The sequence below is a fragment of the Cupriavidus sp. 09_S30 genome, from assembly GCF_056930435.1.
The window spans coordinates 2,982,694-3,006,371 of the sequence record NZ_JBXOWI010000001.1; the positions used below are offsets into that span (position 1 = coordinate 2,982,694).

Genomic DNA, 23,678 nt, shown 5'->3' on the forward strand with positions numbered 1-23,678 from the left:
ATGAAGAGGCGTATTGGCCGGATCAAAAAAGAAAAGGTTCCACAGGGTTGCCTGTCGAACCTTTGAAACCGGAAATGCCGAGGAAAGTGCCAATCGGACGGGAGATCAGCATTCCCGGATGCGCTTATGTAGATTGGCCTCCAGAGCCGCCGTGAGATTCAACCCATACGGCCGGTAGCGCGCTCTCGCCTTGCAGATCGCTACCCCCACCGCCATCAGAACACATGGCGGATACCCACAGCAGCGCCGAACATCGAACTCTGGCCATTGGAGAGCGTGTAGTTGTTGACCGTAAGACTGGTAGCGAAATTGCTCGCTGCCGATTCCATGGCCAGGCCAGCGTTCTTTGAATAGGCCATCGTCAGATAGACATCTGTACGCTTCGAGAACGCGTAGTCGGCAATCAGGGCAACCTGCCAGGGATTGGCAACGTGCGTATTGCCGCCGAGGCTCTTCACGTTCTGATAGTCATACTCGAGCGTGAAGTCGAGCGCAGGAGACAGCCGGTACTGACCGCCTACCCAATAGAAATCGTCACGCATCGTCAGGACACCGTTCTGATCCTTGTTCTGGCCCCAGCGATAGCCGCCCATTACCTTCGCCGTGCCATTGAAGGCGTAGCTGGCCATGACGGCAGCCTTCTTGAAGGACCCGCTGCCAGTGCCGATCGTCGGATTCCATTGGTCATAGCCAATGCCTACGCCGAAGGGCCCAGTCAGATAGCTCAATCCTGCGCCATAGGCAGTGTCGCGGCGGAACTGCCCAGGCACTTCACCGTTTCCACCAGCAGGCGGAACGTTGGGGTTGACTTGCGGAAGCGCCGTACCTACGCCGAACGACATATTGGCCTGTGCCGTCAGGCCGCCGAACACGCCGACGTACTTCACGGCATTGTCTTCGCGGAAATTGGCACCGGCGACCACGCCAACGGGTTCATACTGGGTGGCATATCGAGCCGGGACAAAGTTGGCCAGCGTGGAGAACAACGACTGGTATTGCCGACCGAAGGTGAGCTGGCCATATTTCGAGTCAAGACCAACAAAGGCCTGGCGACCAAACAGGCGGCCGCCTTGCTGCAACGTGCCGGTATCGAGACTGAAGCCACTTTCCAGAACGAAGATGGACTTCAGCCCGCCGCCCAGGTCTTCCGTGCCGCGAAGACCCCAGCGCGAGCCGGAGTATCCACCGGAGTCCATACGGACGACGCTATGGCCAGCACCGGGATTGAAACCGTTGGCGGCCGACGGCACGGCGGCGCCGACGCGGTTGACATACTCAATGTTCACATCGGTCACACCGTACAGGGTCACGCTGGATTGCGCACTCGCAGCGCCACACACACAAACAGCAGCCAAGGCAAAAATCTTCTTTTTCACCAGAACTCCTCCACGTTCATCGTTTTAGTCTCCAACCTGGTGACGCCCAGTGGCCACGAGGTCAAAGCGTTGCCAGGGGACGAATGAAGTTCGTTCCCCTTTTTTGCGCAGAACAGACGCGCATATTCATGGACGAGTGCGGCCTCTCGCCCTTCGAGGGGGCGATTGCGCTTCGTCCTGATTTGGAGCTTGAAATTGCTGCGGGTCTGCGGAGGGAGCAGATCGAGCGCGCGTTGAGAGCACCTGAATCCGCGGATTGAATTCAGAGATTGCCTGACAGTGGTCGCTTGCTCCAGATACGGCGCCCAACCACTGTCAGATCACGTCTTGTCTCTGATACCACGCTACCAGCAAGCAGACAGCACCCCACTGCGCATCAATCGATCTGGATCCCCGCATCGGCTGCGATCTTCGACCAGACCTGCAGATCGTTGCTGACAGTCTCGCCGAACTGCACCGAGGTCTTCACAGGTGGCGGCGCAAAGTTCATGGCTTTCATCGTGGCTGCGAGATCAGGGGACGTCTGGGCCTTGTTGACTTCATCGGCCAGCCGCTTCACGATCGCCGGGTTGGTTCCCGCCGGTGCGAAGATGCCGAACCAGCCCACCGCATCGAACTTGTAGCCCTGTTCACCCATGGTCTTGACCTCGGGCAGCTGCGGTGCGCGCACATTGCCTGCAATGGCAATGGCGCGGACCTTCCCGGAGCGCAGGAAGGGGACTGGCGCGCCCGGATCGGTCCAGCCGATTTTCACGACACCTGAGGCGAGGTCCGTCAACAGCTGGGTCGAAGTCCGATATGGGACGTGATCGGTCTTCATGCCGGTCTGCTTCTTGAGCCATTCCATCATCAGCTGCCCCGAAGATCCCATCGACCAGGTAGCGTAGCTGTACTTGTCCGGATTCGCCTTCACCAGCTGGATAAGCTCCGGCAGGTTGTGGACCGGCAGATCGTTGCTGACCAGCAATACCACGCCACCCTGAGCCGTCTCGGCGATCGGTACAAGGCTCTTCTTCGGATCGTAGGGGATGGTCTTCAGTACCGCTGGGGCGACGACCATGTTCGATGCCGTGGTGTAAAGGAGCGTGTATCCGTCGGCCGGCGCCTTGACAACAGCGTTCGTCCCGATGACTCCACTGCCACCGGGCCGGTTGTCGACAATGACCGGTTGCTTCAAGGATACCGACAGGCGTTGCGCCATCAGGCGTGCCAGGGAATCGGTGCCTGATCCTGCCGACGACGCTACGATCATCTGAATCGGGCGCGTGGGCCAGGCATCCTCTGCCAGCACCGGCCCTGAAGCGCACAACGCCAGAAACGCCGCCGTGCCCAGCGTGACCGCAAGCGGCTTTTGCATTCGCAATGCCATTGTCATCCTCCATGTACTTGGTCTGTTGACGTGCCGCTCGACCCGCGCTCTTTCCACGTGCATCGCCCTTGCAGTACGGCAACGCCAATGACAGGTCCAATCGGTTCAATGCGGTGCGAGCTACGCCGGCCCGCTTGAACCGTTGGCCAAGAACTGCACGAGATGAGGACGAGGACGAGGTCAGCTTCCGGCTTTGACCGGCGCCAGGATTCGTTGGCTAAGCTCAGGACGGCAGATTTTCTTGCTTGTGCAGGAAGCCCTGGTTGCCACCGTTGCGATTGGGCGAGAAGCCATTGGCCTCAAGCGTCTCTTCCACGGTGTCGTAGAAGACCCCAAGCTTCAGGATCTCGCGCGTCTGTTTCGCAGTCGCGATGGGGCGACCGAACTCGCGTGAGATCCGCACCAATTGCTTGATCTGCTCAACGGAGCTCATCTTTCCCGTGCGGGTCTGGTTCCAGAGCACATCCTCGATGCCGCACCGGACATGCAGGCCCAAAGCAATGCCGATCATATTGATGGGCAGCACATTCAGCACCGAACTCTCCACCGTTACCACGGCTCCGTCCGGCACGGCACGCAGCATGTTTGCCAGGTTGAAGATATTCGCTTGATCCATGCCGCCGCTGATCGCCACCCAGTTCATCACCAGCGGGCCCTTGTAGACGCCGCGGCGAATCATCCGCTCAATCGTTTCGAAGCTATTGATGTTGTAGCACTGGAACTCACTTTGGATGCCGGCCGCCGTCAGTCGCCGGATGTGCTCCTCGGCCCAGCTGGGATTCGAGGGCACGATCATGTCCTTGTAGGTCTTGTAGAGGTGCGGGAATCCCCGCGAAACGCCATTGAAGTCATCCAGTCCCGCATGCTCCGTCACATTCATCTGCGTAGTGTTGACGGTCACCGTCACCTGGTCGGGCTTGGGATCGAGTTCGGCCAGCATATGCCGCGTGTCATCGCTAAGCCATTTAGCTTCTTGGCCCTCTTCAGGCGCGAAGCTGATGGAGCCTCCCACCTGGATGACCATGTCTGGCACGGCGGCGCGCACACCGGCGATCAGCTCATTGAACATGGACAGGCGCTTGCTGCCCTTGCCGTCGGCCTCGCGCACGTGCAGATGCAGCACCCTGGCACCGGCTTCGTAGCAATCCACCGCCTTCTGGATCTGCTCCTCCATGGTGACAGGGATATCTTCCGGGAAGTCTGAGGGAATCCAGCCCGGCGCATAGGGAGCGGCCGTGATGATCAGAGGTTGCTGGTTCTCGGGATACAGGTGGCCGTCAAGGAAGTGCATGGTGATCGTCTCCAGGATGAATCTTGAATAGTGAGAATGCCGAACTAGATGAGTGAGTTTCCCTGGCGGGCAAAGTCAAATCACGAAGATGGAAGAGCCGGTGGTCTTTCGACCCTCGAGATCCCGATGTGCCTGCACTGCATCCTCCAGGGCATAGCGCTGATTGATCTCGATGCGGATGCGGCCTGCCGCCACGTGGCCGAACAGCTCGTCGACCAGCTCCGCCTTTTCGGCAGGATCGGCGATGTAGTCGGCCAGGCCCGGGCGCGTCAGGTATGCCGAGCCTTTGCGGGCGAGAATTGCCGGATCGAACCCGGTGACTGCGCCGGAGGCAAAACCCACGCATACCAGCAGGCCGCGGCGCTTGAGCGAGTCCAGCGAGGACATGAAGGTGTCCTTGCCCACGCTGTCGAAGACCACGGACACGCCCACTCCATCGGTCAGTTCCCGCACGCGCTTGGCCACGTCCTCATGGCTGTAGTTGATCGTGTGATCACAGCCATGGGCGCGCGCCACTTCGGCCTTGGCATCGGTGGAAACCGTTCCGATCACGGTCAGCCCCAGCAGCTTCGCCCATTGCGAAATGATCAGGCCGGCGCCACCTGCCGCGGCATGCAGCAGAATGGCGTCGCCCTGCTTGAAGGGGTAGATCCGGCGCATCAGGTAGGCGGCTGACAAGCCCCGCATGGTCATGGCCGCGGCGACTTCGCAACTGATTGCCTGCGGCAACTTGATCAACGGTGCGGCAGAGATCAGCCGCTCCGTGCTGTAGGCGCCCAGCGTGGGGGTAAAGCCCGTATAGGTCACGCGGTCGCCGACCGCCAGTTGGGTGACGCCGGCACCGACTGCCTCGATCACGCCGGCGGCTTCATTGCCGATGCCGCTGGGAAGCGGAATCTTGTAAGTCCCGCTGCGGAAGTAGGTGTCTGCGAAATTCAGGCCGACGGCCACGTGACGGAGGCGGACCTCCCCCGGCCCCGGCTCACCAATAGTGGCGCTCTCACAACGAAGGACGTCGGGCCCGCCTGTTTCGTAAATCCTAACGACTTTCGCCATGTCGTCTCCTGTCTTCTTTCGAATATGAACGTTCACCTGCGGCTTGCCGATCGAGCTCGCCAGAGGACAAACCAGTGAGGTGAATCATCTGACCTGGCTCAACTTTCCGCTTTCCCGTGCACGTCTTGAACTTTCCCTTTTCTGACAAGGACCCGCCGGGGCACTGTCACGTTGGCGTAGTCAGCACGCAGGTGTACAGGCACGAGCCGGCGCCTCATGCGGCAGAGGATTTCGGATGACTTCGGGATTTCGCGCCAGGCCAAGAACCGAGGGGCGAGTGTTTGCGGTACAGCGAAGCGGGCAGCGGTTGCTGTGTCTGGCGATCCGCTAGTGGACTCGTCAACGACACAGCCGGCGAACAGGAGGGAGCGAGGCAGAGCAGCACCAGGCCGCTGCGCGGGTGCGCGAGTCAGGCGACAGCGGCTAACATCACGTCCCGGACCACATCACAGCTATGCCAGGGATCAACTACCGCTTCATCTCACCAGGGCTCAAGCCGCCAACCCTGCCCGGTAGCCAGCAGGCGATCCGTCAACCCAAGGTTGTCCATGAATACATCATCGTGTGACACGATGACCAGGGCGCCCTGGTAGCTGCGCAGCATGCCCTCCAGTGCCTCCAGCGAAGGAAGATCGAGGTGATTGCCCGGTTCGTCGAGCAACAGCAGTTGCGGGGCCAGATCGGCGTAAAGCGCGCAGGCCAGCGCCGCCCGCAAGCGCTCTCCGCCGCTGAGCGAGCCACTGGGTGCCACGATCTTCCGCGCATCCAGGCCGAGTTGTGCAAGGCGCATGCGCAGCTCGCCTTCCGGGGCGGTGCGGTTGGCCGCCTGCATCTGTTCAAGCACCGTGCGCTCCGGGTCCAGGTTTGCCAGCCGCTGGTCGAGATAGACGTTCGCGACCGCGGCCTTGCAGGTCCCGGCGAGGGGCTGTAGCCGGCCGGCCAGCACCTTGAGCAAGGTGGACTTGCCGCAGCCGTTGAGGCCGACCACGCCTACGCGTTGCTGCCTGGTCAGCGTCAGGCTGATGTCACGCGTGGCAGCCGGTACAAAAGGCAACGCCACCTCATCCAGTTCCGCGACGCGTTGCGCGGTGTTGGCCGCCCGCATCGCGACAAAGGAAATGGACGCGTCGTTTTCCACCTGCCTCGCGGCTTCTTGCACTTGCTGGTCGAGTTGCACCATGGCGGCGGCTTGCTGCTGGCGCAGCTTGCCTGCCGAACTCTCGCTGCGCCCCTTCTGCCCGCCGAGCAGGATCTTTGCCTGGTTGGCTTCGTGGCCGTGCCGGTTGCCGCGGACCTGACGCCGGGCCTGCCGCTCGTTCTGCTCGCGCATGGCCAGCGCCTTGCGCTTGCGTTCGAGCTTGCGCTGTTCGAGCTGGTCGAGGGCATTCTGCCGGTCCTGCGCCTTGCTCCGGGCGTAGAACGTGTAGTCCCCCCCGTAGCTGCGCAGTCCCAGCGGGGAAAGCTCGACGATGCGTTTCATCGTCTCCAGTAATTGCCGGTCATGACTGATCACGAGCAAGCCACGTGGCCAGCGCCGCAACTGCTCGATCAGTGCCCGCCGGCCTGGCCGGTCGAGATGATTGCTGGGCTCGTCCAGGATCAGGAAGTCCGCATCCGAAAGCATGGCGCCGATCAGGGCGACACGCATGGCCTCACCGCCGCTCAGTGTGCTGGCTGGTGTCGAAGCATCGAGATGACCCAGCCCATTGCGTTCCAGCTCGTGCCGGAGCCGCTGGCCGATGTCCCATCGATCGCCCAAAGTGTTGAAATCCTCGAGCGCGATGCTGCCTGCCTCGATGCGTGCCAGTGCATCCATCGCGTCCTTTACGCCCGCCAGGCTGGCGACGGATGCATCCGCTGGAGGCGCCACCTGCTGGGCCAGGTAGTGCACGCTGCCGGTGCGTACGCAGCGTCCGGCCGTGGGCTGCAATAGCCCGGCCAGGATTCGCGCCAGCACTGTCTTGCCGGCGCCATTCCGCCCGACCAGGCCCGTTGGCCGCTGGTCGAACTGCTCGTCGAGATCGGAGAAGAGCGTACTGCCGTCCGGCAGTACGAAAGACACGCCTTCCAGCGCGATGTAAGGATTCGCCATAGGTATTCCAAAGATGCCAGGACCTCCCCCCTGCTGATGGGGACCGGTGGGAACTAGCCGTCATGCAGACGGCGGCATCAATGGCGCATCACATCGAACGAATACCTCGAAGATTGGATGAAGAAGCCGGAGTATAACCGCGGTCGCAGCAATGCGCATGGCGGCGACAGAATCCATTGATCATCGTCGCCGCACTCAACAGTGCACCTCCGGATTGATCGTTGGCCCCCCGATGGCCAGCGCAAACGACATAGTGATAACAGTCCAGGCTTCCTATTCGATGGCGTGGAAATGCGGACCGGCCCCATCAACCGAAGGTGAATGCGTAAGCGTGGGCACCGGCGTCCAGAAAGCGAATCTCGAACGTGTGTTCGCCGACCTTGCCTGCCTGCCGCACCAACTGGTAGAGCCGCGTCTGCGTAACTGCACCGTTGCCGGCAGCATCGGTATCCGCGCCGTGGCTGTCGCCAGGGGGCTTACCGTCGACCTTCACGAGGAAGCGCACGGCGCGGCCATCGGCGGCTGGTCCGAGCACAAGGTGCAGATCGCGCGCATGGAAGCGATACACGATGCTGCCGTCGGCACGATCGAGCGTGGCCTGCTCGGCGCCGACTGTCCACTGGCCTTTCAGGCCCCATTCGTTCAATTGCAAATCCCCGACGGTATAGGCGCGCGACGCATGCTGGCGGATACCGCCGGGCGACACGAAGTTCGACGCCTGGCCGTAGCCGATGTAGGTCTCGCCGGAGCGCACGTTAGGCAGGTCGGGGGCGGCTTGCGCACCCTGCGCGTCCGGCACCACCACATCGCGCGACGTGGACGGATGACCCGCTTCGGCCAGCAGCGCCTGGATCACGCGCTCCGAGTTGGCATAGTCGCCCTCGCCGAACCGGTGATGGCGGATGTTGCCCTGCGCATCCACGAAATAGGCGGCGGGCCAGACGCTATTGTCGAACGCGCGCCAGATACGGAAATCGCTGTCCACGGCCACCGGGAAGCCGATCTTGAAATCGCCGATCGCGCGGCGCACGTTCTCCGGGTTCTTCTCGAACGCGAACTCGGGCGTGTGCACTCCGATCACCGTCAGCCCCTGGTCCTTGTACTTGTCGGCCCACGCGCGCAGGTACGGCAGCGTGCGGATGCAGTTGATGCAGGAGTAGGTCCAGAAATAGACCAGCGTGACCTTGCCTTGCAACTGATCGCGCGATATCGGGGCCGCGTTGGGGCCTGTGTTGAACCACGTCACCGCACCATCGAGCGACGTCAGCCGGCCTTCCACGGGCAGGCGGCTGGAAAAGCCGACGCTGGTGTCGTTGGCCGCCAGCAGCATCGGTGCCTCGGCGGCTTGTGCATCGTTGGCGGCCTGAATGGCAGGCTGCGGCTTGTGCAGCCGATCGATCAGCGCCTGTTCCAGCCGTGCGGGGCCGCCCGTGGACAGGCGGGCCAACAGGCCGACGTCAGCACCGATGGCGATCGCCGCCACACCACCCAGCACGCCCACGCCAAGCCCGCGACGCAGCCATTCACCGGCGCCCATCGAACGCTTCATCGCCGTGAACACACGACCGCCGATGCCCAGCGCCGCCGCCAGCGACGTGGCCGCGCCCGCCGCATAGGCCACCAGCAGCAGGGAACTCTGCGCGCTTGCGCCTTGCAGCGCGGCCGTGGTCAGCACGATGCCGAGGATCGGGCCCGCGCACGGTGCCCACAGCATGCCCGTGGCCACACCCAGCAGCAGCGAGGCCCAGGCCGAAGCCTCCGCGCCGCTGCCGCCGCCGGCCAGCCGGTTGCCCAGCGCCACCACCGGGCGCGTCAGCGTATCGGCCAGCTTCGGCACCAGCAGCGACAGTCCGAATACCGCCAGCAGCGCCAACGCGCCGTAGCGGCCAACTTCGTTGGCGCGCACGGCCCACGCGCCGCCAACGGATGCCAGCGTGGCCACGGCGGCAAACGTCAGCGCCATGCCGGCCAGCATCGGCAGCCGGCCACGCAGGAATGGCTGGCCGCTGCGGCTGAGCACGAACGGCAGGACGGGCAGGATGCAGGGGCTCAGGATGGTGAGCGCACCCCCAAGGTAGGCGAGGATCAGCAGGGTCGTCATGATCGGGCTCCTTTCTTCGACAGGCTGGCCAAGGTTTTGGCATGCCCCCGATTTGGCGCCCCGCATCTATCTTGAATGTGTCGTCAAAGCGGGAAAGTTGTACCGCTTTGTGCGCCCGGCGCGGCCAGATACATTGCGATACACGGAAGCACGTCGACGCCCATACAATCTCTCCAACAGACGGATCGTCCACTTTTCCGACAAGAACCATTCTCCAGGGGTGACACAGATGGAAGCGCATGTAGACCATGTCCTGATCGTCGACGACGACCGGGAAATCCGCGAGCTTGTCTCGACCTACCTGACCAAGAATGGCCTGCGCGTGACCGTGGCACCCGACGGCCGCCATATGCGCCAGTTCCTGGAAGCCAACACGGTGGACCTGATCGTGCTGGACATCATGATGCCCGGCGACGACGGCCTGGTACTGTGCCGCGAACTGCGTGCCGGCAAGCACAAGGCCACGCCGATCCTGATGCTGACCGCGCGCGACGACGAGACTGATCGCATCATCGGCCTGGAAATGGGCGCCGACGACTACCTGACCAAGCCGTTTGCCGCTCGTGAGCTGCTGGCGCGCATCAAGGCCGTACTGCGCCGCACGCGCATGCTGCCGCCCAACCTGCAGATCACGGAAGCGGGTCAGATCCTGGCCTTCGGCGACTGGCAGCTCGACACCTCCGCGCGCCACCTGATCGACCGCGAAGGCACTATCGTCGCGCTGAGCGGGGCGGAATACCGGCTGCTACGCGTCTTCGTCGATCATCCGCAACGCGTCCTCAATCGCGACCAGTTGCTCAACCTGACGCAGGGCCGCGAGGCGGACATGTTCGAGCGCTCGGTCGACCTGCTGGTCAGCCGCCTGCGCCAACGCCTGAACGACGACGCGCGTGAGCCGGCCTACATCAAGACCGTGCGCAGCGAGGGCTATGTGTTCGCTATGCCGGTGGAGATCAAGGAGGTACGTCAGTGAACACCCGCCTCTGGCGCTGGCCGCGCTCGCTGGGGTCACGGCTGCTCCTGATCCTGCTGGCGGGCATGATCGTCGCCCATCTGATGTCGTTCGCGGTGCTGTTCTCGGAACGCTATATGTCGGCGCGTCAGGTGATGCTGGGCACGCTGGAAACGGACGTGGCCACATCGGTGGCGATCCTGGACCGCTTGCCCGCGGCGGAGCGCCCGCAATGGCTGCCGCGCCTGAATCGCGGCAACTACCAGTACATCCTGGGCCCTGGCCTGCCGGGTATGCCCGAAATGACCCAGCGTGGCAAGGACATCGCGCAACGGATCATGGACGCCAGCGGTGGCCGCTTTCCCGTCACGGTGCAGTCGATTCCCGGCGACGGCAAGCAGGTGCAGGCCCACCTGACGTTGAGCGATGGCAGCCCGCTGACCATCGACGTGCATCCGCGCATGACACCGATCGCAGAGTGGCTGCCCTATGTGCTGGTGCTGCAGTTGCTGCTGCTGATCCTGTGCTGCTGGTTTGCCGTGCGGCTGGCCATTCGCCCGCTGGTGGCACTGGCCGATGCCGCCGATGCGCTCAACCCGAATGCCAAATCGCCACCGCTCGACGAGAACGGTCCGACCGAACTGGCACGCGCGGCGCGGGCTTTCAATGCCATGAGCGACCGCATCGCGCAATTCGTCGCGGAGCGCGTGCAGATCCTGGCAGCTATTTCCCACGACTTGCAGACGCCGATCACGCGGATGAAGCTGCGCGCCGAAATGGCGGACGATTCGGAGGAAAAGCGCAAGATGGTCAGCGACCTGTCCGAGATCCAGACGCTGGTCCAGGAAGGGCTGGCGTACGCGCGCACCACGAGCGGAGAGGGCGAGAAAGCCTCGCGGATCGATCTCGGATCATTGGTCGAGAGCCTGGTCTACGACTACCAGGACACCGGCAAGGCCGTATCGATTGTGGAGAACGCCGACGGACCACTGATGACGCGGCCCAATGCGTTACGGCGCGTGCTGACCAATCTGATCGACAACGCCATCAAGTACGGCGGCGGGGCTGCCGAGCTGAGCGTACGCCGCGAGCAGAACGCCGTGGTCATCGATGTGATGGACCGTGGCCCCGGCATCCCCGAAGACAAGCTGGAGGCCGTATTGCAGCCGTTTGTCAGGCTGGAGGCATCGCGCAACCGCGAAACCGGCGGCACGGGCCTGGGCCTGGCCATCGCTCACCAGCTTGCCGCGGCTGCGGGTGGCTCGCTGAAGCTGCGCAATCGCGAAGGCGGCGGCCTGGTGGCGGAGATTCGCATCGGCTGACACGTGTCCCACTCGAAGGCATTGCACGGCAATATCCGCATCGAAACCGTGCTGGCCTGATCCATGTGTCCCTCGTCCGCCATGGCGGATGAGAGACATCGCACCCAACATCAGAAGCCCGAGAAGCGCACGCCGAAAGAGGCGTAGCCGTAGTAGCGGTCCAGCCGGCTGGCGGTAGCGGCGTTGTACAACATGGGGATGGTGCCGACGAAGTTGTAGTAGAAGGCCTGGCCGCGCACGAACAGCTCGACATTCTTGACGACCTTGTACGACAGTTCCAGACCGAGCGTGTGGTTGGACTTGATCGGCGAGACGCCGTAGCTGGCCAGCCGGTCGTCCAGGTCGCCACGCAGCAGGTACTGGAACTGGTAGCCGAGCTGGGCACCGAAGCTCTTGTATTGCCAGCGCCAGGAACCACCGAGGGAGAAGAAGCCCGCCGTGTAGTTGAGGTCCTGGCCGACATTGATGCCGAACTGCGAGGCGTCGGCGCTGAAGGAGGCCTGCTGCAAGTTGGTGCCGCCCGCCTGGCAGGGCGCTGCCAGCACGCCGTTGGCAATATTGTCCGAGCCGATGCTCACATTGAAGTTGCAGTTGCCGCGGCGCAGCTGCGCATTGAGCGTGCCCACCGTGACACGGCTGACGCCGGCGCCGATAAAGCCCGTCAGCGTGTTGTAGTCGTTCAGCTGGCCGGAGAACATCATGTCGACCTGGGCCTGGATGTCGTTCGGGTCGTGGACGGTCAGGTTGCTGAAGGTCGTGCCCTTCACCGTGGTCGGCGAGGACTTGCTGAGCGCGCCGGCATGGTCGCCCCACAGCGAGAAGCGGAACAGCACGCGGTCGCGCGCGCCGGGCTCGGCCAGCGGGTCGAAGTGCAGCGCCACCTGCCAGCTGTCGATGCCATTGGTGTCGGGACCATAGGTGATATTGCGGCGCCAGTAGGTGGCGGCCCCCGACCAGTAGGGAGAAAACTTGTAGCCCACCATCACGCGGCCGCCCTGGTAATCGCCCGCGCCGTCCGGCACCGGGCCCTGGGCGGTGCGCAGGTTGAACACGTCGAGCGTGCCGTTGACCACGTCGTAGCTGGCTTCGACACGGAAGCGATCGAATTCGCCCGTGGTCGGCTCGGCACGCAGGAATACATCCTCGGACGCGGCGTGAGCGCCACCGGCGGCTGCCGCCAGGGTGGTCACCGCGAAGGCACCGGCGGCATACCGGCGCGAAACGGAGAGGAACATCTTGAACTCCAGGGGCATGGCCGCCCCCAACTGCAGTTGTGCAAACGGGCCGGCGCAGGCCGCCCCGTAAACGCGAAAAAACCGGGCGCCCGATGCACGCCCCCCGGTCAACCGTGGCATGCGGGCGCCCGGCGGCACCTTGCCCCGCAGGGCAAGGCATCCGGCCAAAGCGATGGAACCGGCTTAGTTGAGCGACAAGTTGAAGCTCACGCCGTTGCCCTTGAGCGTGGTGCTACCTGCCGTTACGGTGGCGGGGCCGGTCTTCTTGGCGTTGTTGCCGCTACCGCTGGCCAGCGTGACCTTGCTGCCGTCGGTACCGACCACCGCGAAGGTCACGGCAGTGGTGCTGCCGGCCTGCGGCGTCAGCGAGGTGATCTGCGCATCGCTCAGGGCGCCGGCGCTCTTCAGCTTCGCCAGGAAGGTGTTGAACGGCAGGTCGAATGCACCAGCCGCGAACAGGTTGTCGGCCGCGCTGTTGGTCGCCGTCAGGCTGGCCTTGACCCCACCGGAGATGTTGAAGGTGTAGGTGGTACCGGCCGGCACGGTCGCGCCGGTCAGCGCGCCGCTGCCGTTGAAGGCCAGCGTGACGTTGTTGATGATCAGGTCGACGGTATTGTTGTTGAACGTGTAGTGCAGGCCTGCACGCACCGAACCGCCGGCGCTGCTGGCAAGCGGCGTGCCCACCGCGCTCAGCACCACCTTCACATCCGTCAGGGCGCCGGTGCCGCTCAGCTGCGAGCCGTACTGCTGGGGCAGGGACGAGTTGTTGACGTAGATGTTGCCGATCGAGATGTAGTTATTGAGCTTGGCGGCGTTGACGGCGTCGTTGGCCGCCGACTGGTTCACATTGCTGGCGCCCAGGTTCGTGATCGCGTTGCTGACATCGTTCGCGGAACCGGTAGCAACGGCATTGCCAAGCTGGGTGAGCGCGCTGGTCAGCGTGCTGTCAGCCAGCGCGGACGGGGCCACGACCTTGACCGCCGAGGTCGCCGCCGTCGAGCTGGCGCTGTCGGTCACGCTGTTCATCGCGCCCGAGTTCTTCAGCGCGTTCACGGTATCGTTCGCGGAAGCGCCAAGGGTGACGTTGCTCATGGCCGTGGACACGTTGGACACAGACGAGCTGATTGCCGGGGTCGCGAGCGCAGCCACGTTGGCGGCGACGGCGGTGATGTTGTTCTGCAGGCTCGACGGCAGGCTGGACGCGGCATTCTGCACAGCGCCCTTGACGGCGGTGGTGACCAGGGCCGCGCTGCCCAGGTCGACGGTGCCGCTGGAACCGCTGATCGCCGTCGCGACGGCCTTGGCGGCAGCACTGGCTGCGGCGGACGAGGAGATCGAGCCGCCCGCGCTGCTTGCCACGCTGCTCAGGGTCTTGGTGATCTGGTCGATCAACTGCTGCACCACGACTGCGGCCTTCAGCAGATTCGGGTCCGTCATCGGGTCAACGGTGGTCAGGTCATTGCTCAGGCCCAGCTTGGCAGCGATGGTCGCCGGGTCGACGCCCAGCGCGGCCGCCAGCGTGGTCAGCGGCGTCACCACCACCCCCTGGCCGGCCTTGTTTGCGGCCACTGCCTGCGCTTGCAGCGTGCCGGCGAAGGGCAGGCCCGTGCCGATATCGGTACCGCCAGTCACGGTCAGGGCGCTGCTGCTGCAGCCCGCCGGGAAGGTGAAGCCGCCGTTCGCGTCGGTCGTGGCGGTCTTGTTGCCGCAAGAGGTGAAGGTAACCGTCGCGCCGGACAGATAGAAGTCGACCGCCTTGCCGGTCACGGTTGCCGCCGGCGTTGTCGGCGCCGGCGAATCGTTGCCACCGCCGCAGGCTACCAACAGCGCGGCAGCGGAAGCCATGGTGGCCATTACCAGAGGTTTCTTGAGGCTCGTTTGCATTTCTCTCTCCTGATTGAGGATCGGGTCATCGTTGTCAGTGCCCGTATGGCCATGCAGCGCCAGCACCTCCGTGCGGTCCGCCGGTCGCCGCAAATCTACGCCAAGTAGCAGCGTAAATGTAAAAAATTGCAAAAATGATACATGCGACATTAATGCCCGATTTCGACAGGGGACGTCATCCCTCGAACGGGGGGACGCAGTGTGTGACGTAGGGGGGAGATAGCTGTAGAACGCCGCCGGCGGATGGCGGCACAGTGTGCGGATCGATGGCGAAGCGCCGCATGCGCCTCATTCAGGCTGACTGCTGCGCAACCTTGCGCCGCCAGGGGTGTGAGCTATTGGGGGGTGAAGCGGGACAGGCGGCCAGGCCGCCGGGGGAAGAAAGGCCGGGAGAAGAAAAGCCGGGCGACAGGGTTTCCGGCCCGGCCGGGCAACCGCCCCCTTGCGTCAGTGCGGCAGGGGTAGCCCGCCGGCTCAGCTCAGCAGGCCGGAACTGTTCAGGTAATCCAGCGCCTCGCGCACGGCGTGCCGCGCCTTGAGCACATAGTTGACCTGTCGTTCGTGCACGACAACAGCCACGACCCCGGCTTGCAGCAATTCCCTGAAATAGTGTGTGGCGCGTGGCAGGCTGAGGCCGGCAATGGCTGCCAGCTCACGCGCCGGCAGGCCCCGTTCACCCGCCTCGAGCAATGCGCGGCAGATGTCCATGCGCGCCGGCGCCGCCAGCAGGGCATAGGGAAGCAATGAGCTTGACTGATCGATCTCCATGGCAGCTACCTTGTTGGCTCGTGGGCGGCGCCTCCGTTGCCTCTGGCATGGGGCCGGCCTTCTGTGTCCACGTTCTACGCGGCCCGGTGGACAAATGCAACAGATCGGAAGCGGGGGATGCACTGTTTTCGTGCAATAGACAACAGACAGCAAAAGGCGCATTCCGGGTCGGCGGCGGAACACAGGGGCATCCCCCTCGCGCATCGCGCAAGGCAGGGGTGACCGACTGGCGGATGATCGCCGGCCATCATGCCGCCGCAGTGCAGCACGAGCCGCATGCCCGGCACTGCTCACCGTAGCACCAACCGCACAACGTCCCATATATATAGTGAAGGAAGGAGGCAGGCATGGCGCGACGATAGCGCCGCCCGCGCGGGCGCGTCCGGCGGGTATGCGTATGCGGCAGCCCGGCCGCAGGTGTCCAACGCCCGCTGTCGGCTGCAACAAACCGTAACGGCGTATTTCCGCGCAAGTGCGCCGATCGCCATCAGGTGTCGCGGCCACCACACCCTGGCATGGTCGGCCCGCACGCCCGTAACGCAGTGAAATATTCGGTAATGTTGAGCACATACCGAGGCCCGGCCACCCGCAGTATCCTTAGCTGCGAGGCGTGCGACGGGCGCACGCGCACCTTTGTGCGTACCCGCCAGCCACCGGATCACCGCCGCGGCCGCCAAGCGCCCGCGGCAGCCATGTCCCCCTGTGAGCACCGCCACCGGCGGTGCCCCATCAGGCAGCCAAAGAGCCTGCCATTAGCATTAGGAGTGTTGTCCGATGTTCCCGCGTCCCATTGACGCATCGCCGCGGCGCGCCGCCTTGCGCGCCGCCGGCGTGGCCATCCTGCTTGCCGGCCTGGGCGGATGCGCGGTCGGGCCGGACTACCAGCGTCCCGCCACCGCGATGCCCGCCGCCTACAGCGAGGCGGCCATGGATCCTGCCCAGTGGAAGGTGGCCGAGCCGCGCGCCGCGGAGGCCGGGCTCGAATGGTGGAAGCTGTTCGAGGACAGCCGCCTCGATGCCCTGGTGGACGAGGCCAATGCCGCCAACCAGACATTGCAACAAGCCCAGGCGCAGTACCGCCAGGCGCGCGCGCTGGTGCAGCAGGCGCGCGCGGGCTTCTTCCCCACCGTCGGCGCCAGCGTCGGTGCCAGCCGCCAGCGCACCAACACCCAGGGGGTCATCCACGTCGGCTCCCTCTATACCGCCGCGCTCGACGCGAGCTGGGAACCCGACCTGTGGGGCCAGGTCCGCCGCACGGTCGAGGCCGCCGGCGCCAACGCCCAGGCCAGCGCTGCCCAGCTCGCGGCAGCCCGCCTGGCGATCCAGGCCGAGGTGGTGCAGGACTACGTCCTGCTGCGCATCACGGATGTGCAGATCGCGCTTTATGCGCGCACCATCGCCGCCTACCAGGAATCCCTCAGGCTGACCCAGAGCCAGTTCCGTGCCGGCATCGTGACCGAGGCCGATGTCTCGCTGGCGACCGTGACGCTGACGTCCGCGCAAGCCCAGGCCACCGACCTGACGCTGCAGCGCAAGCAGATCGAGCACGCCATCGCGGTGCTGATCGGCCGCCCGCCCTCGGGCTTCGGCGTGCCCAACGAGCCGTTCGCCATGAAGGCGCTGGTGATCCCCGCCGGCCTGCCGTCGGCCCTGCTGGAGCGCCGGCCCGACATCGCCAGCGCCGAACGCGAGGCGGCGGCGGCGAACGCCAATATCGGTGTGGCGCGTTCGGCCTACTTCCCGCAGCTCATCCTCAGCGCCGCGCTCGGCGCCAGCAGCGGCAGCGGCAGCCTGGCCAACTGGTTCGGCCCGCCCGGCCGCGTCTGGTCGCTCGGCGCCGCGCTGGCCCAGACCGTATTCGACGGCGGCCTGCGCAGTGCGCGCAGCGACCAGGCCGTCGCCGCCTACGACGCCGCCGTCGCCAATTACAAGCAGACGGTGCTGTCGGCGCTGCAGGATGTCGAGGACAACCTGGCCGCGCTGACCGTGCTCGACCAGGAAGTGCTGCAGCAGGACCAGGCGGTCACGGCAGCCCAGGCGGCCGAGCGTGTCTCGCTCGCCCAGTACCGCGGCGGCACCGCCACCTACCTGTCGGTGATCACGTCGCAGGCGCTGTCGCTGACCAACCAGCGCACGGCCATCCAGCTGCGCGGCCGCCAGATCGCCGCCAGCGTCGGCCTGATCAAGGCACTCGGCGGCGGCTGGCACGCCGAAGACCTGCCGGATGCATCCGGCAAGGAAACCCTCGCCGGCACGGCCGCCAGGCCGGCCGGCACGCCCTAACCCCTGATAGGCGCCACCACAGGCGCAACAAGACCGAGACATTGTCATGGCGTTAAGCCCCAACCGCCGCAAGCATTTGCTGCTCATCATCGCCGCGCTGGTCCTGCTGGCCCTGATCTGGTTCGCCGCCGGCTCGCTGGGCCGCATGCGCGCGCCCCGCCCCGCCGCGGCCCCGCCGGCGGTCAAGGTCGCCACCGCGCTCGTGCAGCAGGAAGACATCCCGATCCGCCTGACCGGCGTCGGCACCGTGCAGGCCATGGCCACCGTCACCGTGCGCTCGCGCGTGGACGGCCAGCTCGACCGCGTGGGCTTCGTCGAGGGCCAGGATGTGAAGGAAGGCCAGCTGCTGGCGCAGATCGACCCGCGCACCTTCGAGGCGCAGCTACAGCAGGTCCAAGCGCAGAAAGCGCGCGACGAGGCACAGCTCGCCAATGCACGCCTGGACCTGCAGCGCTATGAGGGCCTGATCAAGGAAAACGCCACCACGCAGCAAACCCTGGACACCCAGCGCGCCACCGTCAACCAACTCTCCGCCGCAGTGAAGAACGACGAGGCGCAGGTGAACTTCGCCCGCGTTCAGCTTGCCTTCACCACCATCACCGCACCGATCTCCGGCAGAGTCGGCGCCCGCCTGGTCGATCCCGGCAACATCGTGCACGCCACCGACGCCAACGGCCTGGTGGTGATCCGCCAGATTGACCCCATCGACGTGGTCTTCACCCTGCCGGAAGAAACCTTCCAGCGCATCAACCGCGCCATGCGCGCCAGCGACAAGCCGCTGGCCGTGATCGCCAACGAGCGCACCACGGGCGAGGCCCTCGGCACAGGAGCGCTGATCCTGCTCAACAACACCATCGACACCACCTCGGGCACGATCCAGCTCAAGGCGCGCTTCGCCAACCCCACCCACCTGCTGTGGCCCGGCCAGTACGTCAACGCCTCGCTGGTGGTGGACACCCGCAAGCAGGCGCTGACCATTCCCGCCGCCGCCGTGCAGCGCAGCCAGAAGGGCCCCTATGTGTTCGTGGTCCAGGCCGACCGGACGGTGCGCCAGCAGGACGTCGCACTGGCGACGACCCAGGACGGCAAGGCCATCGTCGACACGGGGCTGAACGCCACTGACCGCGTGGTCGTCGACGGCCAGTACAAGCTCAAGCCGGGCTCGCGCGTGGCCGACATGCCGCCTGCGTCCACGGCCACAGCCTCGGCCGCCGGAGGCACGAAGTCATGAGCATTTCCACCGCCTTCATCAAGCGCCCGATCGGCACCACGCTGCTGGCGCTGGCACTGGCGCTGATCGGCGTGGCGGCCTGGCCGCTGCTGCCGGTGGCGCCGCTTCCGCAGGTGGACTTCCCCACCGTGCAGGTCTCGGCCAGCCTGCCGGGCGCCAGTCCGGAGACCATGGCGTCCAACGTGGCGCAGCCGCTGGAGCGGCAGTTCTCGCTGATCGCCGGGCTCACGCAGATGACCTCGTCGAGCTCAACGGGCACCACGCAGATCACACTGCAGTTCGACCTGAACCGCAGCATCGACGCCGCCGCCGTCGACATCCAGGCCGCCATCAACGCGGCCAGCGGCCAGCTGCCCAGCAACCTGCCCACGCCCCCCACCTTCCGCAAGATCAACCCCGCGGACGCGCCGATCCTGGTGCTGGCAGTGCAGTCCGACACGCTGCCGCTGACCGAGGTCAATGACTACGCCGACAACATCCTGGCCCAGCAGATCTCGCAGATCTCCGGCGTGGGCCTGGTCAATATCGGCGGCCAGCAGAAGCCGGCCGTGCGCATCCAGGTCGACCCCGAGAAGCTCTCGTCGATGGGCATGAGCCTGGAGGACGTGCGCGGCGTGATCGCCAACACCACGGTCAACCAGCCGACCGGCGCCACCGACGGCGCGCACAAGGCCTTCAACGTCTACACCAACGACCAGCTCACCAAGGCCGCGCAATGGAACGACATGGTGCTGGCCTACCGCAACGGCGCCCCGGTGCGCGTGCGCGATGTGGGTGTGGCCATCGACGGCCCCGAGAACATGAAGCTGGCGGGTTGGGCCTTCGCCGGTGCCGCCGCGCCGGCCGGCAATACGCTCGGCAATGGGCGCTCCATCATCCTGGCCGTCACCAAGCAGCCCGGCGCCAACGTGATCGAGACAGTGGACCGCGTGATGGCCGCCCTGCCCCGGCTGCAGGCATCGATTCCGCCCTCGGTGCGAATCAACACCATCGCCGACCGCACGCAGAACATCCGCGCCTCGGTGGCCGACGTGCAGTTCACGCTGACGCTGACCATCGCCCTGGTGGTGATGATCATCTTCGTCTTCCTGCGCAACCTGCCCGCCACGCTGATCCCCAGCGTGACGGTGCCGCTGGCGCTGATGGGCACCGCCGCCGGCATGTACCTGCTCGGCTACAGCCGCGACAACCTGTCGCTGATGGCGATCACCATCGCGGTGGGCTTCGTGGTTGACGATGCCATCGTGGTGCTGGAGAACATCTACCGCCACGTCGAGGACGGCATGGCGCCGATGGAGGCCGCCATCAAGGGCGCCTCGGAGATCGGCTTCACCGTGGTGTCGATCTCGGTGTCGCTGGTGGCCGTGTTCATCCCGCTGCTGCTGATGGGCGGCATCGTCGGCCGGCTGTTCCGCGAGTTCGCCGTGACGGTGGCGATGACCATCCTGGTTTCCGTGGTGGTGTCGCTCACGCTCACGCCGATGCTGTGCTCGCGCTACCTGCGCCACAACCCGTCCGAGCAGCACGGCCGCCTCTACCAGCTCTTCGAGCGCGGCTTCGACGCCATGCTCGCCGCCTACCGCCGCGGGCTGGACGTGGTGATGCGCCACCAGTTCCTGACGCTGTGCGCCTTCATCGCCACCGTAACGCTGTCGGCCACGCTGTTCGTCATCATTCCCAAGGGCTTCTTCCCGCAGCAGGACACGGGCTTCATGTTCGGCTTTGCCGAATCCGCCCAGGATGCCTCGTTCAAGTCCATGAACGAGCGCATGGTCCAGCTTGCCGACATCGTGCGCGCCGATCCCGACGTGGCGGCAGTCGGCATGAGCGGCGGCCAGAGCACCGTCAACACCGGCAACTTCTTCATCAGCCTGAAGCCCAAGGAGGAAGGCCGCACCAGCAGCGCGGACGAGGTCATCGCGCGGCTGCGGCCCAAGCTGGCCCAGGTGCAGGGCGCCAACCTCTTCCTGCAGGCCGGCCAGGACATCAACGTGGGTGGCCGCCTGTCACGCACGCAGTACCAGTTCACGCTGACCGACGCCAACCTGGACGAGCTCAACGACTGGGCGCCGCGCATCCTGGAGCGCTTCCGCAAGCTGCCGCAACTCGCGGACGTGGCCTCCGACCAGCAGAACGCCGCCGCCGCCGCGCACCTGACCATCGACCGCGCGCGTGCCTCCAGCTTCGGCATCACGCCGGCCTTGATCGACTCGACGCTGTACGACGCCATCGGCCAGCGCCAGGTGGCGCAGTACTTCACGCAGATCAACAGCTACCACGTGATCCTGGAGGCGACGCCCGCGCTGCAGGACGATCCGAGCCTGTTCAACAAGCTCTACATCACCTCGCCCATCACCGGCCAGCAGGTGCCGCTGTCCAGCTTCGTCAAGATCGACACCGACCGCACCGCCTACCTCTCGATCAGCCACCAGAGCCAGTTCCCGGCGGTGACCATCTCGTTCAACCTGGCCTCCGGGGTGTCGCTGGGCGAGGCAGTCAAGGCCATCAACGACGCGCTGGCCGGCATGGGCCGCCCGCAGACGCTGACCGGCGCCTTCCAGGGCACGGCCCAGGCCTTCGGCGCTTCGCTGGCCTCGCAGCCCTACCTGATCACGGCGGCGCTGATCGCGGTGTACATCGTGCTGGGCCTGCTCTATGAGAGCTACATCCACCCGCTGACCATCCTCTCCACGCTGCCCTCGGCCGGCGTCGGCGCGCTGCTGATCCTGATGGCCGGCGGCTATGACCTGTCGGTGATCGCGCTGATCGGCATCATCCTGCTGATCGGCATCGTCAAGAAGAACGGCATCATGATGGTGGACTTCGCACTGGTGGCCGAGCGCGAGCATGGGATGTCGCCACAGGAGGCGATCTACCAGGCCTGCCTGCTGCGCTTCCGTCCCATCATGATGACCACCATGTGCGCACTGCTGGCCGGCCTGCCGCTGATGCTGGGCCACGGCGCGGGCTCCGAACTGCGGCGCCCGCTCGGCTTCGCGATGGTGGGCGGCCTGCTGCTGTCGCAGCTGCTGACGCTGTTCAGTACGCCGGTGGTCTACCTCTACCTGGACCGCGCACACCACTGGTATATGCGCAGGAAAGCGCGCCGCGCCGGCGCCAGCGCCGACGCGCACGTGCCCGCCGGCACGCGCGAGTAGCCCACGCCGGGCCGCGCCCCCTCCCTACGGGCGCGGCCGGGCCGCCCCGGCGGCATGCGCTGCCGGCACGGTATAGCCGTCGCTTAGCGTCCTGAGGAAGGCGATCACGTCGCGGATCTCCGCATTCGTCATCGACGGCTTGCCACCCGGCCTGCCGCCGAACGGCGGCTCCATGTTGACGTTATCGCGATACGCGTCGGGCAGGTCGTCAAACTTGTCCACGCGCCCGTCCGCCCTGCGCGGATACCATTTCTCCGGCCGTGTATCGCGCTCGGCATAGAAGTGCAGCACCTCCTCCAGCGAATGGAACACCCCGTTGTGAAAGAACGCTCCGCGCGTCGCCACGTTGCGCAATGACGGCGTGCGGAACAGGCCGCAGTACTCGCGGCGGTCCTTCAGGTCGGTACGGTCCGGGCCGCACAGTCCCAGGTCATGGAAGTTCGGGTCGGCATTGGCGGCCAGCTTACGGTTGCGCGGCACGCCCAGCGCGATGAAGCCGAAGTCTGAGAAGGCCGGGAACGCCCCCTCGCGGATATCACCCGGGTGGCACGCTGCGCAATTTCCCTTGCGCGGATCGTTGAACACCCGCAGGCCGCGCGCTTCCTGCGGCGTGAGCCTGGCCTGGCCGCGCAGCACGGCATCGTACTTGCTGGTGTAGGGATAGAACTCCGCCGGCGTTTCCTGGAACACCTCCAGCGCCATCACCACGGCCTGGTACGCGGTGTCCTCGCGATCTAGGATGTCCTGCCCCAGCACATCACGAAAGGCCTGCGCGTGCGGGCCGGAGCGAACACGGGCCACTACGGCGGCGGGGGTTTCGTTGGCCATCTCGTGCGCGGACAACAGCGGCGCGCTGGCCTGCTCATGCGCCGACTGCGCGCGCCCGTCCCAGTCGTGGCCGCCGGTCGGCCCCTGGTCCTCGGCATCATTGCCGTCGTTCTCGTGATAGTGCTCGCTGAACGGCGGCACGTTCTGCACATAGCGCAGCGAAGGCGCGGCGCGCACGCCCGTGCTCGTCATCCGCGCACCGCCGATCTGTACCGATAGGCTGTTGGGCGGACCGTAGGCATGGTCGGGGCTGTGGCAGCTGGCGCACGACAGCTTGCCCGAGGCCGACAGCGCCGGATCGAAGAACAGGGACTTGCCGAGCGCCGCCAGCGCCGGGATGGACGGATGGCGCGCGGCCATGAGCGCGTAGAAGGCGTTGGCGTAGGCAGGCTGCGCGGCCGGCTGGCTGGCCGCGGACTGCGCTTCGGCCCGACTGTCTGCCGGCCTTTCCGCCGACCTGTCCGCCGGCTGCGCCTCCGGTTTGCCGCACGCACACAGCACGCTGGCCGCCAGCAGCAGCAACACCCTGCCGCTGACACGCCGCCAGGCCGGCGGCAAAGGTGACGAGGTCTGGGGCAGCGGCATGGTCGGTCGCGGGATAGCAGGGCAAGGCCAGACGGCACGGTGCCGGCAGGCGCGGAGATCGGAGCTGGCGGGCACGCCGCGCAGCGGCCGCAGAGGCTAGCAAGCACGCATGACAACACCGTGTCAGCCATCCGCCGCCGTGGCCGG

General features: G+C 65.5%; 16 protein-coding genes. 6 read left to right on the forward strand and 10 right to left on the reverse strand.

Annotated features, from left to right (window positions below; translation table 11 throughout):
* Window positions 1-215: 215 nt before the first annotated feature.
* The gene (locus tag AC1Z3O_RS14080) at window positions 216-1,376 is read right to left on the reverse strand and encodes a porin (protein WP_483516327.1); all 1,161 of its coding nucleotides are present in this window, start codon (window positions 1,374-1,376) and stop codon (window positions 216-218) included.
* Between the two features lie 83 nt (window positions 1,377-1,459).
* Here AC1Z3O_RS14080 and AC1Z3O_RS14085 point away from each other — a divergent pair, with 83 nt between their 5' ends.
* A complete protein-coding gene (locus tag AC1Z3O_RS14085; protein WP_483516328.1) occupies window positions 1,460-1,636 on the forward strand; it encodes a hypothetical protein in 177 nt (58 codons plus the stop codon).
* Window positions 1,637-1,752: 116 nt separating this feature from the next.
* Here the strand turns inward: AC1Z3O_RS14085 and AC1Z3O_RS14090 are convergent, their stop codons facing one another.
* The 5 genes from AC1Z3O_RS14090 to AC1Z3O_RS14110 form a co-directional block, all read right to left on the reverse strand.
* Window positions 1,753-2,745: a Bug family tripartite tricarboxylate transporter substrate binding protein gene (locus AC1Z3O_RS14090; protein ID WP_483516329.1), complete on the reverse strand. Its 993-nt coding sequence runs from the start codon at window positions 2,743-2,745 to the stop codon at window positions 1,753-1,755.
* Between the two features lie 223 nt (window positions 2,746-2,968).
* Window positions 2,969-4,036, reverse strand: coding sequence for a beta-keto acid cleavage family enzyme (locus AC1Z3O_RS14095; protein ID WP_483516330.1), 1,068 nt, complete (start codon window positions 4,034-4,036; stop codon window positions 2,969-2,971).
* A gap of 75 nt (window positions 4,037-4,111) precedes the next feature.
* Window positions 4,112-5,092 carry a quinone oxidoreductase family protein gene (locus AC1Z3O_RS14100; RefSeq protein ID WP_483516331.1) on the reverse strand — a complete coding sequence of 327 codons (981 nt, stop codon included), beginning with the start codon at window positions 5,090-5,092 and terminating at the stop codon, window positions 4,112-4,114.
* Window positions 5,093-5,573: 481 nt separating this feature from the next.
* Window positions 5,574-7,184: an ABC-F family ATP-binding cassette domain-containing protein gene (locus AC1Z3O_RS14105; RefSeq protein ID WP_483516332.1), complete on the reverse strand. Its 1,611-nt coding sequence runs from the start codon at window positions 7,182-7,184 to the stop codon at window positions 5,574-5,576.
* A 307-nt stretch (window positions 7,185-7,491) separates the two neighbouring features.
* Window positions 7,492-9,285: a cytochrome c biogenesis protein DipZ gene (locus AC1Z3O_RS14110; RefSeq protein ID WP_483516333.1), complete on the reverse strand. Its 1,794-nt coding sequence runs from the start codon at window positions 9,283-9,285 to the stop codon at window positions 7,492-7,494.
* Between the two features lie 229 nt (window positions 9,286-9,514).
* Here AC1Z3O_RS14110 and AC1Z3O_RS14115 point away from each other — a divergent pair, with 229 nt between their 5' ends.
* Window positions 9,515-10,258 carry a response regulator gene (locus AC1Z3O_RS14115; RefSeq protein WP_483516334.1) on the forward strand — a complete coding sequence of 248 codons (744 nt, stop codon included), beginning with the start codon at window positions 9,515-9,517 and terminating at the stop codon, window positions 10,256-10,258.
* A 65-nt stretch (window positions 10,259-10,323) separates the two neighbouring features.
* Window positions 10,324-11,559, forward strand: coding sequence for an ATP-binding protein (locus AC1Z3O_RS14120; RefSeq protein WP_483517605.1), 1,236 nt, complete (start codon window positions 10,324-10,326; stop codon window positions 11,557-11,559).
* Window positions 11,560-11,669: 110 nt separating this feature from the next.
* Here AC1Z3O_RS14120 and AC1Z3O_RS14125 read toward each other — a convergent pair whose 3' ends face one another.
* The 3 genes from AC1Z3O_RS14125 to AC1Z3O_RS14135 all read right to left on the reverse strand — a co-directional run bounded on the left by AC1Z3O_RS14125 (window position 11,670) and on the right by AC1Z3O_RS14135 (window position 15,446).
* Entirely contained in the window at window positions 11,670-12,794 is a 1,125-nt protein-coding gene (locus AC1Z3O_RS14125) for a hypothetical protein (protein ID WP_483516335.1), read from the reverse strand.
* 183 nt (window positions 12,795-12,977) lie between these two features.
* Complete coding sequence (locus AC1Z3O_RS14130) at window positions 12,978-14,678, reverse strand: hypothetical protein (protein ID WP_483516336.1); 1,701 nt, start codon at window positions 14,676-14,678, stop codon at window positions 12,978-12,980.
* Between the two features lie 474 nt (window positions 14,679-15,152).
* A complete protein-coding gene (locus AC1Z3O_RS14135; protein WP_483516337.1) occupies window positions 15,153-15,446 on the reverse strand; it encodes an ArsR/SmtB family transcription factor in 294 nt (97 codons plus the stop codon).
* Between the two features lie 774 nt (window positions 15,447-16,220).
* On the opposite strand from AC1Z3O_RS14135, the gene AC1Z3O_RS14140 reads away from it, so the two are divergent.
* Genes AC1Z3O_RS14140 through AC1Z3O_RS14150 form a run of 3 tightly spaced genes read left to right on the forward strand, consistent with a single transcriptional unit; the run spans window position 16,221 to window position 22,118 of the window.
* A complete protein-coding gene (locus AC1Z3O_RS14140; RefSeq protein ID WP_483516338.1) occupies window positions 16,221-17,729 on the forward strand; it encodes an efflux transporter outer membrane subunit in 1,509 nt (502 codons plus the stop codon).
* A 46-nt stretch (window positions 17,730-17,775) separates the two neighbouring features.
* Complete coding sequence (locus AC1Z3O_RS14145) at window positions 17,776-18,960, forward strand: efflux RND transporter periplasmic adaptor subunit (RefSeq protein ID WP_483516339.1); 1,185 nt, start codon at window positions 17,776-17,778, stop codon at window positions 18,958-18,960.
* Complete coding sequence (locus AC1Z3O_RS14150; RefSeq protein ID WP_483516340.1) at window positions 18,957-22,118, forward strand: efflux RND transporter permease subunit; 3,162 nt, start codon at window positions 18,957-18,959, stop codon at window positions 22,116-22,118. The genes AC1Z3O_RS14145 and AC1Z3O_RS14150 overlap by 4 nt, the downstream gene beginning before the upstream one ends.
* 24 nt (window positions 22,119-22,142) lie before the next feature.
* Here the strand turns inward: AC1Z3O_RS14150 and AC1Z3O_RS14155 are convergent, their stop codons facing one another.
* Window positions 22,143-23,531 carry a cytochrome-c peroxidase gene (locus AC1Z3O_RS14155; protein ID WP_483516341.1) on the reverse strand — a complete coding sequence of 463 codons (1,389 nt, stop codon included), beginning with the start codon at window positions 23,529-23,531 and terminating at the stop codon, window positions 22,143-22,145.
* Between the last annotated feature and the right edge of the window lie 147 nt (window positions 23,532-23,678).

Bases quoted from the DNA above. Each gene is read 5' to 3' on its own strand.
- AC1Z3O_RS14105 (WP_483516332.1), bottom strand. From the start codon at position 7,184: ATGGCGAATCCTTACATCGCGCTGGAAGGCGTGTCTTTCGTACTGCCG.
- AC1Z3O_RS14140 (WP_483516338.1), top strand. From the start codon at position 16,221: ATGTTCCCGCGTCCCATTGACGCATCGCCGCGGCGCGCCGCCTTGCGC.
- AC1Z3O_RS14110 (WP_483516333.1), bottom strand. From the start codon at position 9,285: ATGACGACCCTGCTGATCCTCGCCTACCTTGGGGGTGCGCTCACCATC.
- AC1Z3O_RS14135 (WP_483516337.1), bottom strand. From the start codon at position 15,446: ATGGAGATCGATCAGTCAAGCTCATTGCTTCCCTATGCCCTGCTGGCG.
- AC1Z3O_RS14155 (WP_483516341.1), bottom strand. From the start codon at position 23,531: ATGCCGCTGCCCCAGACCTCGTCACCTTTGCCGCCGGCCTGGCGGCGT.
- AC1Z3O_RS14090 (WP_483516329.1), bottom strand. From the start codon at position 2,745: ATGGCATTGCGAATGCAAAAGCCGCTTGCGGTCACGCTGGGCACGGCG.
- AC1Z3O_RS14145 (WP_483516339.1), top strand. From the start codon at position 17,776: ATGGCGTTAAGCCCCAACCGCCGCAAGCATTTGCTGCTCATCATCGCC.
- AC1Z3O_RS14100 (WP_483516331.1), bottom strand. From the start codon at position 5,092: ATGGCGAAAGTCGTTAGGATTTACGAAACAGGCGGGCCCGACGTCCTT.
- AC1Z3O_RS14125 (WP_483516335.1), bottom strand. From the start codon at position 12,794: ATGTTCCTCTCCGTTTCGCGCCGGTATGCCGCCGGTGCCTTCGCGGTG.
- AC1Z3O_RS14150 (WP_483516340.1), top strand. From the start codon at position 18,957: ATGAGCATTTCCACCGCCTTCATCAAGCGCCCGATCGGCACCACGCTG.
- AC1Z3O_RS14085 (WP_483516328.1), top strand. From the start codon at position 1,460: ATGAAGTTCGTTCCCCTTTTTTGCGCAGAACAGACGCGCATATTCATG.
- AC1Z3O_RS14115 (WP_483516334.1), top strand. From the start codon at position 9,515: ATGGAAGCGCATGTAGACCATGTCCTGATCGTCGACGACGACCGGGAA.
- AC1Z3O_RS14095 (WP_483516330.1), bottom strand. From the start codon at position 4,036: ATGCACTTCCTTGACGGCCACCTGTATCCCGAGAACCAGCAACCTCTG.
- AC1Z3O_RS14120 (WP_483517605.1), top strand. From the start codon at position 10,324: ATGATCGTCGCCCATCTGATGTCGTTCGCGGTGCTGTTCTCGGAACGC.
- AC1Z3O_RS14130 (WP_483516336.1), bottom strand. From the start codon at position 14,678: ATGCAAACGAGCCTCAAGAAACCTCTGGTAATGGCCACCATGGCTTCC.